Origin of the sequence: Asticcacaulis sp., from assembly GCF_020217185.1 — a bacterium.
Lineage (GTDB): Bacteria > Pseudomonadota > Alphaproteobacteria > Caulobacterales > Caulobacteraceae > Asticcacaulis.
In genome coordinates, this window is sequence record NZ_JAIWNX010000086.1 from 1 (window position 1) to 10000 (window position 10000).

Annotated in this window: 7 protein-coding genes; 5 read left to right on the forward strand and 2 right to left on the reverse strand. The window is 61.9% G+C overall.

What is annotated here, in order from left to right; genetic code table 11:
• Window positions 1-3190, forward strand: a 3190-nt coding sequence (locus tag LDL37_RS04260) for an AsmA-like C-terminal region-containing protein (protein ID WP_290794845.1), incomplete at its 5' end; no start/stop codon positions are given.
• Between the two features lie 141 nt (window positions 3191-3331).
• Here the strand turns inward: LDL37_RS04260 and tyrS are convergent.
• Window positions 3332-4585, reverse strand: a complete 1254-nt coding sequence (gene tyrS / locus LDL37_RS04265; protein WP_290794848.1) for a tyrosine--tRNA ligase — start codon at window positions 4583-4585, stop codon at window positions 3332-3334.
• Window positions 4586-4668: 83 nt separating this feature from the next.
• Between tyrS and LDL37_RS04270 the strand changes: the two genes are divergently transcribed.
• Complete coding sequence (locus tag LDL37_RS04270; protein ID WP_290794852.1) at window positions 4669-5799, forward strand: anhydro-N-acetylmuramic acid kinase; 1131 nt, start codon at window positions 4669-4671, stop codon at window positions 5797-5799.
• 203 nt (window positions 5800-6002) lie between these two features.
• On the opposite strand, the gene LDL37_RS04275 is transcribed toward LDL37_RS04270, so the two are convergent.
• A complete protein-coding gene (locus tag LDL37_RS04275) occupies window positions 6003-6653 on the reverse strand; it encodes an alpha/beta hydrolase (RefSeq protein WP_126423901.1) in 651 nt (216 codons plus the stop codon).
• Between the two features lie 200 nt (window positions 6654-6853).
• On the opposite strand from LDL37_RS04275, the gene LDL37_RS04280 reads away from it, so the two are divergent.
• The 3 genes from LDL37_RS04280 to sufB are packed head-to-tail and all read left to right on the forward strand — an operon-like array spanning window position 6854 to window position 9962.
• Window positions 6854-7372: an Rrf2 family transcriptional regulator gene (locus tag LDL37_RS04280; protein ID WP_126423900.1), complete on the forward strand. Its 519-nt coding sequence runs from the start codon at window positions 6854-6856 to the stop codon at window positions 7370-7372.
• Window positions 7372-8496, forward strand: coding sequence for a cysteine desulfurase family protein (locus LDL37_RS04285; RefSeq protein WP_290794858.1), 1125 nt, complete (start codon window positions 7372-7374; stop codon window positions 8494-8496). Before LDL37_RS04280 ends, LDL37_RS04285 begins: the two co-directional genes overlap by 1 nt.
• Window positions 8496-9962, forward strand: a complete 1467-nt coding sequence (sufB, locus tag LDL37_RS04290) for a Fe-S cluster assembly protein SufB (protein ID WP_290794862.1) — start codon at window positions 8496-8498, stop codon at window positions 9960-9962. Before LDL37_RS04285 ends, sufB begins: the two co-directional genes overlap by 1 nt.
• The last annotated feature ends 38 nt before the right edge of the window (window positions 9963-10000 follow it).

Consider the following 10000-nt stretch of genomic DNA (forward strand, 5'->3'; position numbering starts at 1 on the left):
CGACCTGTCGGGTCGCGTGTTCATGACCCCGGAAGACCCCAAGCGCGACCGCAAGATGGCGGTGCATTTTGACTTCGCCGGGCCGCGCGTTACCGGGCAACTGGCCGATGACTTCCCGGCCCAGACCCTGACCGAGGTGCATTTCAAGGGCACCTTTACGCCTGACCTGCGGCAACTCGATATCGAGTCGGGCAAGGCGCTGCTGGTGGATGCACCGCTGACCACCAAGGGGCGGCTCTATACGGACGATAAGGGACAGTTGGGGGCTGATCTGACGGCGCGCATCGACGGCGATTTCCGCAAGGAGGTGGTGTTCGCCTTCTGGCCGGAAAACCTGACGCCGATCACCCGCGGCGACCTGATCCGCCGTATCAAGGGCGGCACCTATTCCAACGCCGATTTCGTGCTGAAAGCCCCGCCGGGTCATTTCCGCGACGGCTATCTGGAAAAGGAGGACCTGCGCCTGACCTTTGGCTTCCGCGACATGGGCCTCAGTGTCGATAGCCGCCTGCAGGACGCCACCGGGCTTTACGGGACGGGCCTGTTGCAGGGGACCAGTTTCGACCTCAGCCTGCGTGGTGGCCATCTGGTCGAGGTGCCGCTGACCGGCGGCGGCGTCTCCGTGCCGCAGTTCCATAAGCGCCGCGCGCCCAGGGCCGAAACCCATATCTGGCTGACGGCGCAAAGCGGGGCGGCGCAACTGATCGAAGCCATTGACCCGCTGACCGGCGGGCATCTGCAAAAGGAAGGGCTGACGCGCGATCGTCTGAGCGGCGACGCCGAAACGCGGCTCGATATCCGCTTTCCGACCTTTGACAATCTGACGCTCAAGAACCTCGACCTGACCTTTTCGGGCAAGATCCGCAATGCCGGCCTCAAACAGGCGGCGCTGGGCTGGGACATTGTCGAAGGCGACCTGACGGTGACGGGCGACTATCTGGCCAACCGCCTTGAGGTGCGCGGCCCGGCCAAACTGGGCCCCTATGCCGGTGAGATCGGCTATCGGACGCAGTTCGAGCCGACCATGCAATATATCGACTTCACGGGCAGCTTTAATGCGCGGCAGTTTGGCGGCTCGCCCACCAAACGCGTCGCCATTCGCGGGCAACTGGAGCTGTTCAACAATATCGGCAAGGGCCGCATCGAGTCCGATATTTTCAATGGCACGGTCAACTGGGATGGCCCGGAGCCGCGCCCGACGCAGGTCGTCCTGTCCGGCAATACGCTGAGCGACGGTATGAAGGGGCAGGGCCTGCCCATATTCGGGCGCTTCCGTCCCGAAATTCCCACCGACATCCGTCTGCGCCGGTCGGGTGACGTGTGGACGGGTGAGGTGGAGGCCGAAGGCTTTTCCGGCGATCTGGCCTATATCGACAGCCAGCATCCGCGACTGGTCTATAAGGCCAATATCTCCCCCGAACGCGCCCGGTTGCTGGGCCTGGGGGCCTTGCCCTATTTCAGTGAGACGCGGCCGCTCACGGTCAATATCGGGCTCGATGCCGAGTCGCGCGAAGCCCGCATCCGTGTGGGCGATATCAACTCCGTCCTCGACTGGACCGATGAAGGCGACAAACCGCCCAAGCGCACCCTGACCACGCGCCTGACGCCGGAGCAGATGTATGCACTGGGCCTGCCGCGCGCCTGGTTCAATCCACAGGAAACCCTGCCCGTGTTTGCGCGCTGGGAACAGGACGTGCGCGGCATAGACGGCGATGTGTTTATCGGCGATCAATTGTTGACATTTGACCTGCCCGACAGCGATGGGACCAGCTTCCTGTTCGGCCCGCCCAAGGCGTGGGCGCGCATCGGGGGGACGGTGGACCGCGCGTTTCTGGGGCGGCTCGGCTATGTCAGCCATAGCCTTGAACTGGACGGTAAGGTCGGGTTTGAACTCAACCTCTATCAGACGGAAAACCGCACGCTGGGCGCCCTGTCTCCGGCCCAGATTTCGGCGGCGGTGCTGGATATCGACGCCACGCCGACGCGGCTGCAACTGGCACGCAGCGACTGGGTCAAGCCGGTGGGTGAGGCGGCCCGACTGTCGATCAGCTTCGATGAACGCAGCGGCGGCGGCCTCGACATGCCGCGTATTCGCGCCACCGGCGACCGTCTGGAGGTCGAGGGGAAGGTGTCGGTGAAAGAGTCGGGCGAAGTCGATTATGTCGATTTTTCAAAACTCTATCTTAAAGACTTCGCAGATTTAACCGCGCGGCTGTCGCCCGCTGACGCCTCAGGGGTGCAGACCCTGACCCTGCGCGGAAAACGCCTTGATGTGCGGCCGTGGTTCAATCCGCCGCGCACCCAGCCGACCGTCACCGACGCCCGCCCGGTCACCGCGGCTGAGCTGCCGCGCGCCCCGGCGACAACGGCCAACACCGCGCCGCACCTTAACCGGCCCGTGCGCTTGCTGGTGGACATCAGCGCGGTGCGCACCTCACAGGACGGCGTCTTCAGCGAAGTCGAACTGAAGGCCGGGTGGGACGGACGCAATGTGATTGCCGGCGAAGGCTCGGCCCTGACGCGCCTTGGCTCGCTGGTGACGCTCGATTTCAAGCCGCAAAACGACTACACGGCCTTTACCTTCGAAGCCGATGACCTCGGTGACCTCGTGGCGACCGCCCTGGGCGACAAGCGCCTGTCGGGCGGTGATGCCGTGATCGAAGGCGTCTATCGCAATGGTCAGATCGACGCCACGCTCAAAGGCGAAGACATCCGCGTCAAGCAGATACCGGCTCTGGGTCAAGTGCTGACTCTGGCTTCGCTGCGCGGCCTGTCCGACACCCTGTCCGGGGCCGGTATCAAGTTCGACGACTATGAATTCCCCATCCGCTACCGCGACAATTACCTGTTTATCCGCAACGGCTGGGCCAAGGGCGACGCTTTGCGCATCAATGTCTGGGGTGCGCAGGATTTCAGCCAACAGACCATGGATTATCACGGCACCCTGATCCCGGCCTATGGCGTCAATGCCGCCTTTGCTGGCATTCCACTGGTTGGCGACGCCCTGACCTCCAACCGCGGCGAGGGCGTGCTGGGCCTTAAATACCGCCTCAAGGGCCGCTTTGGCACGCCGCAGGCCGAGATCAACCCGTTCTCGCTGGTCCTGCCGGGCTTCCTGCGACGCATTCTGGATGAAAAACACGAAGACCCGTTGCCGCCGGTCGATGTGACCTCGCCGCGTGACAGTTAAGTCAGAAAAGGCTCAGGATTTGTGGGGCCGCAGGCCCCACACCCCGTCATCGGGAGCCAAAAGGAAAGGCCGGAGCGTGAACTCCGGCCTTTCAACGCTTTGGCGAAGCACCTCCCCTGATCTCAGGGGGGATGCTGGCGCTTAAACCGGCTTGACCAGCACAATCTTCTTCTTGCCCTGAGCGACCTTGATCACGCCGTCGGCATTGAGATCGGCCAGAGTCACGGCCTGATTGCCGTCGGTGATGGCCGTGTCATTGACGCGCAGGCCACCGCCCTGAGCCAGACGACGCGCTTCGCCGTTCGATTGGGTCAGACCGATTTTCGTTGTCAGGGCCGCCAGCATGATCCCGGCCTCAAGTTCGGCGCGGGCCACTTCAACCGTCGGCAGGTCGGCGGAGAGCACGCCCTGTTCAAAGGCCTTCTGCGCTGTGTCGCGGGCCGTGGCGGCCGCCGCTTCGCCGTGCACCAGGCGCGTGGCCGCGTCGGCGAGAATCTTCTTCGCCTCGTTGATTTCGGCCCCTTGCAGGGCTTCGAGGCGGCGGATTTCGTCCATCGGCAGGTCGGTAAACAGGCGCATGAACTTGCCGACATCGGCGTCTTCGGTGTTGCGCCAGTATTGCCAGTAGTCATAGGGCGACAGCGCGTCGGCATTGAGCCACACAGCACCACCCACCGTCTTGCCCATCTTGGCGCCCGATGCGGTGGTCAAAAGCGGCGTGGTCAGGCCAAAGGCGGCTTTCTGGTTCAGGCGGCGCGTCAGTTCGACGCCATTGACGATATTGCCCCACTGATCCGAACCGCCCATTTGCAGGACGCAGTTATAGGTGCTGTTCAGTTCGCGGAAATCGACCGCCTGCATCAGCATGTAGTTGAATTCGAGGAAGGTCATCGGCTGCTCACGCTCAAGGCGCAGCTTGACCGAGTCGAAGGTCAGCATACGGTTGATGGTGAAGTGCGTGCCGAAGGTGCGCAGAAATTCGATATAGCCAAAGCCCGACAGCCAGTCGTCATTATTGACCATAATGGCGTCGGTTGCGCCGTCTCCAAAGGTCAGGAAGCTGTTGAACACCGACTTGATGCCGTTCATGTTCGACTGAATCTGTTCGTCGGTCAGAAGCGGGCGCTGGGTGTCCTTGAAGGTCGGGTCGCCGACCTTGGTCGTGCCGCCGCCCATCAGGACGATCGGCTTGTTGCCCGTCTTTTGCAGCCAGTAGAGCAGCATGATCTGCACCAGATGCCCGGCGTGCAACGACGAAGCCGTGGCATCATAGCCGATATAGCCCGTGATCGGTCCGGCAGAAGCCAGCGTATCGAGGGCTTCCGCGTCCGTGCACTGGTGGATGAAACCGCGCTCCGAGAGGACGTTGAGGAAATCGGATTTGAAGGAGGTCATGTCTCTAACGATGTTGCTGTCACGCGGGTTTGCGTGCAAGTTGCGTCTAACACGTAGCCCCCGCTTTTCCATAGGCTTTTCGCATGAAAATCATCGGCTTTATGACCGGCACCTCGCTCGACGGCATCGACATGGCGGTGCTGGACACTGACGGTGAGGCTGAGCTGAGCTTCGGGCCCTTTGCCGAAAAACCCATGCCCGTTGAGGTCCGCGCCGTTCTGGAGGCCGCCACAAAGGACGCGCTCCAATGGCCGCGTGGTGCGGCGGAACCGGACAGTTTCGCCAGAGCGCGGCGCGTGATCGCCGACTATCATCTTCAGTCCCTGGGTCAGTTTTTAAGCGAAAACGGTCTGAATATTCGGGATTTTGATGCCCTGGGGGTGCATGGGCAAACCGTACTGCACGAACGGCCAAAGGACGGCGTGCCGGGACGGACCGTGCAGTTGTTCGATGGGGCCTATCTGGCCGAAAAAACCGGCCTGACCGTCGTCTGCGACTTCCGCCGCGCCGATATCGAAGCGGGCGGTGAGGCGGCCCCGCTGGCGCCCGTCTATCATCGCGCACTGGCGCAGAAGGCCGGTCTGGAATTGCCCGTAGTCGTTGTCAATCTGGGGGGCGTTGCCAATATCACCGTGATTAGCGAGGACGGCCTGACGGCGCTCGATACCGGCCCGGCCAGCGGTCTGATGGATCAGTGGATGCGGCAACACACCGGCCAATGGTTCGATGAAGATGGCGCGGTGGCCGCACAAGGCCGGGCGGATATGGCCATTGTGGCCGAGTATCTGAGCCACCCTTATTTCGCAGCCCCGGCACCCAAGTCATTGGACCGATACGATTTTACGCTGGAGCGTGTGCGCCACCTCAGCCACGCAGACGGTATGTCAACTCTGATGGCCTTTACCGTCGAAAGCTTGCGCCATGAGATCGTGCGCGCGGGCGTGACTCCTTCGGCCATCGTCCTGTGCGGCGGCGGCCGTAATAACCGCCACCTCGTCAAGGTGTTACGTGAGCGTCTGGCCGACATAGCGCCGGTGCGTATCGCCGAAGACCTCGGCTGGCGCGGCGGCGCGATCGAGGCCGAGGCCTTTGCCTATATGGCCGCGCGGTCGCTGAAAGGCCTGCCGATTTCCTTCCCCGGCACGACGGGTGTGAAGACGCCGCTGACCGGTGGGGTCACCTATCGCCCCGAAAGCGCACGCCGCAGCGCCTGAGTGTTCTCCACAGATGGCCACAGATGCGGCCCGCAAGGCGGGCCTCTCACAGATTTAGAGTTGTATTTGAGACTTTGGCCACTTGCTCAGCCCATCTGTGTGACCGCCTTTTGGCGGTCATCTGTGTCATCTGTGGTAAAACAAAATTGGCCACAGGACTTTGGTTTCGCCATTAAAAAGGACGCCGAAGCGTCCTTTAACCCCTATTCCAGTTCACCGGCCAGACGGCGGTCGAGGTAACCGCCGACGCGGCCTTCGATTTCCGGCAGGTGCTCGGTCCAGAAGTGGCCCGCGCCGTCCACGACTTCGTGGGCAATGGTGATGCCCTTTTGCGTGCGCAGCTTGGCTACGACGCGCTCGACCTCGGTCGGCGGTACCACCGAATCGGCCGAGCCATTGATGAACAGACCCGACGCCGGGCAGGGGGCCAGGAAGCTGAAATCATAGGCATTGGCTGGCGGCGATACCGAGATAAAGCCGTCGGTTTCCGGGCGGCGCATCAGCAACTGCATACCGATATAGGCCCCGAAATTATAGCCCGCGACCCAGAATTGCGAGGCCGTCGGGTTCTTGGCCTGAAGCCAGTCGAGCGCGGTCGCCGCATCGGCCAGCTCACCAATGCCCGAATCGAATTCGCCCTGCGACTTGCCGACACCACGAAAGTTGAAGCGCAGCACCGAAAAGCCGCGCGTCATAAACAGGTGGAACAGCTGCGCCGTCACCGGGTTATTCATGTGCCCGCCGGCCTTGGGGTGGGGGTGAAGGATCAGGGCAATGGGCGCGTTGTCCGTCTTTCCGGCGGTGTATCGGGCCTCAATTCGACCGGCGGCACCGGCGAGGATCACTTCAGGCATATAGAACCCTTGTTTCGTAATAAAATGTGTCATGGTGCGGCGCATAATTCTTGACTATAATAGTCAGGATTACTATGTCCCGCGCAGGGAAGACGGCGCCCCCTTATCAGGCAAGCCGTTTAGCACACTCTTTTCGGCTTTGGGCAGGTTTTTCATCGACCTGTTGCGATTTAGCCGAGGGCAGCCACAGGACTGACGGCATGAGATTATCGACCAAGGGACGTTACGCCGTCATGGCCATGACGGATCTGGCGCTCAATGCGCAGGGCAAGCCCATATCCCTGTCCGAAATTTCCGAGCGTCAGCAGATTTCCCTGTCCTATCTGGAGCAGCTCTTTGCCCGCCTGCGCAAGGCCGGGCTGGTCAAAAGCGCGCGCGGTCCCGGCGGCGGCTACACGCTGGCGCGGACGGCGGATGCCCTGTTTGTCTCCGAAATCGTGCTGGCCGTCGATGAGCCGATCAAGGCGACGCGCTGCGCTTTGACGTCTAACAAGCTGGGGGCCAATAAACGTCTGTCCAAGGAACATGCGGCGCGCGAAATCGGCTGTATGCCGGGCGGTCAGCGCTGCCTGACGCACAATCTGTGGGAAGATCTGGGCTTTGCCATCCACGACTACCTTTCGACCGTATCGCTGAACGACGTCGTGCATAAGCGCACGCGCAAGCGGGTGACGATCGAAAACCGTTTCCCGGTCGATGCCCAGAGGGAACTGGCCTGATGGCGAATGCGCCCCTCTATCTGGACCATGCCGCCACCTCGCCGATCCGGCCGCAGGTGCGCGAGGCCATGCTCCGGGCGTGGGAGATCGGGGCCAATGCCTCGTCCGTGCACGCCCTTGGGCGCAAGGCCAAGCTGCGGCTCGAAGAGGCGCGCAACGCCGTTTTGGCGTTCGTCAACGGCGTCGGTCCGGCGCGTCTGGTCTTCACATCGGGGGGGACAGAGGCCAATCAACTGGCGCTCAGTCAGTCGCGCGGCTTTGACCGAATGATCGTCAGCGCTGGGGAACACGACAGCGTCTATAAGGCTGCCGAAAGCTATGGTTTACCCGTGGCTTATGCGCCATTGCTCAGGTCAGGTTTAGTCGATACCGAGGCCTTGCATCAACTGTTGAACGCAGGAGGCAAGCCCTTTGTGGCGGTCATGTGGGTTAATAATGAAACGGGCGTGATCAACCCCATCCGTGAGATCGCCGATCAGGTCCACGCCGCCGGTGGCTGGCTGCACGTCGATGCGGTGCAGGCGGCGGGCAAGGTCGCGATCGACTTTGAGGCGTTGGGGGCCGATAGCCTGTCGCTCGCGGCGCACAAGATCGGCGGGCCGCAGGGCGTGGGCGCGCTGATCTACAGCGCGGACCGCGACATTCACGCCGCCATTCCCGGTGGCGGGCAGGAGTTCGGCCATCGCGCGGGTACGGAAAACATCGCCGGGATCGCCGGTTTTGCCGAAGCCACCCGCCACGCGCGTCCCGCCAGTGACGCGGCTCAGGCCGAGGCCGAGGCGGCCCTGAAGGCGCTCGGTGCGACCATTGTGGGCGAAGAGGCCCCGCGCGCGTCGGGAATTACCTGTTTCACCGTGCCTGACTGGACGGCGCAGCTTCAGCTTATCCACATGGATATGGCGGGCGTCTGCGTCTCATCGGGGTCGGCCTGTTCGTCGGGCAAGGTCAAATCGAGTCGCGTTCTGGAGGCTATGGGGCTTTCTGAGGTGGCGGACAAGGCCTTGCGCGTCTCGTCCGGATGGACGACAAGCGCCGCCGACTGGCAACAATTCATAGAGGTTTGGTCCACGGGCTATGCGAAGCATCACGCCCGGCAAGCGGGTAGAGTAAAGGAAAGCGCCTGATGGCAGCGGTCAAGGAAACCATTGAAACGGTTCAAAAGCTTGAGACCTATGCGCACGGTTTCGTCACCGATATCGAGACGGAATACGCGCCTAAGGGGCTTAATGCCGACATCGTGCGCTTCATTTCGGCCAAGAAGAACGAGCCGCAATGGATGCTCGATTACCGTCTGGCGGCCTTTGAGCGCTGGCAGTCGATGGACGAGCCCGACTGGGCCAAGGTCCATTATCAGAAGGTCGATTATCAGGACCTTTATTACTACGCCGCGCCCAAGCCAAAGCCCAAACTGAACAGTCTGGACGAGGTCGATCCGGAACTGCTGGCCGTCTATGCCAAACTCGGCATCCCGCTCAAAGAGCAGGAAGTGCTGGCCGGTGTCGCTACGGCGCCGAAATACGCCGTCGATGCGGTGTTCGACTCGGTGTCGGTCGTGACCACCTTCAAGAAAGAACTGAAGAAGTCGGGCGTTATTTTTTGCTCTATTTCCGAGGCCTTACGCGAATATCCTGAACTGGTGAAAGAATATCTCGGCTCGGTCGTGCCGGTGTCGGACAACTATTTCGCCGCGCTGAACGCCGCCGTATTTTCGGATGGGTCGTTCGTCTATGTGCCGCCGGGCGTACGCTGTCCGATGGAGCTTTCGACCTATTTCCGCATCAATGCGGAAAATACGGGGCAGTTCGAACGCACCCTGATTATCGCCGACAAGGGGGCCTACGTTTCCTATCTGGAAGGCTGTACCGCGCCGATGCGCGATGAAAACCAGCTTCATGCCGCCGTGGTCGAGTTGGTGGCGCTGGAAGACGCCTCGATCAAATATTCGACCGTGCAAAACTGGTATCCCGGCGACGCCGAGGGCAAGGGCGGCATCTATAACTTTGTGACCAAGCGCGCCGATTGCCGGGGCGCGCGCTCGAAAGTGTCATGGACTCAGGTGGAAACCGGTTCGGCGGTGACGTGGAAGTACCCGTCGTGCATCCTGCGCGGTGACGACAGCGTGGGTGAATTCTACTCCATCGCCGTCACCAATGGCATGCAACAGGCCGATACCGGCACCAAGATGATCCATCTGGGCAAGAATACCCGCTCGCGCATCATCAGTAAGGGCGTATCGGCGGGCAAGTCGTCCAACACCTATCGCGGGCTGGTTTCCGCCCACGCCAGGGCGGGTGGGGCGCGTAACTTCACCCAGTGCGACAGCCTGCTGATCGGCAAGACCTGTGCCGCCCACACCGTGCCCTATGTCGAGTCCGACACCGCTTCGGCGCAGTTCGAGCACGAGGCGACGACGACCCGCCTCAGCGAGGATCAGTTGTTCTACGCCATGCAGCGCGGCCTGTCGCAGGAAGAGGCGGTGGCGCTGCTGGTCAACGGCTTTGTGCGCGAAGTGTTGCAGGAACTGCCGATGGAATTTGCCGTCGAGGCGCAGAAGCTGCTGGCCATCAGCCTTGAGGGGAGCGTGGGATGATGCTTCTGACACTAAACCTCCTCCCTACGCCTTGGCGT

What these genes read in the sequence shown, in the direction of transcription:
- tyrS (WP_290794848.1), bottom strand. Translation starts at nt 4,585, where the DNA reads ATGACCTCCTTCAAATCCGATTTCCTCAACGTCCTCTCGGAGCGCGGT.
- LDL37_RS04270 (WP_290794852.1), top strand. Translation starts at nt 4,669, where the DNA reads ATGAAAATCATCGGCTTTATGACCGGCACCTCGCTCGACGGCATCGAC.
- LDL37_RS04275 (WP_126423901.1), bottom strand. Translation starts at nt 6,653, where the DNA reads ATGCCTGAAGTGATCCTCGCCGGTGCCGCCGGTCGAATTGAGGCCCGA.
- LDL37_RS04280 (WP_126423900.1), top strand. Translation starts at nt 6,854, where the DNA reads ATGAGATTATCGACCAAGGGACGTTACGCCGTCATGGCCATGACGGAT.
- LDL37_RS04285 (WP_290794858.1), top strand. Translation starts at nt 7,372, where the DNA reads ATGGCGAATGCGCCCCTCTATCTGGACCATGCCGCCACCTCGCCGATC.
- sufB (WP_290794862.1), top strand. Translation starts at nt 8,496, where the DNA reads ATGGCAGCGGTCAAGGAAACCATTGAAACGGTTCAAAAGCTTGAGACC.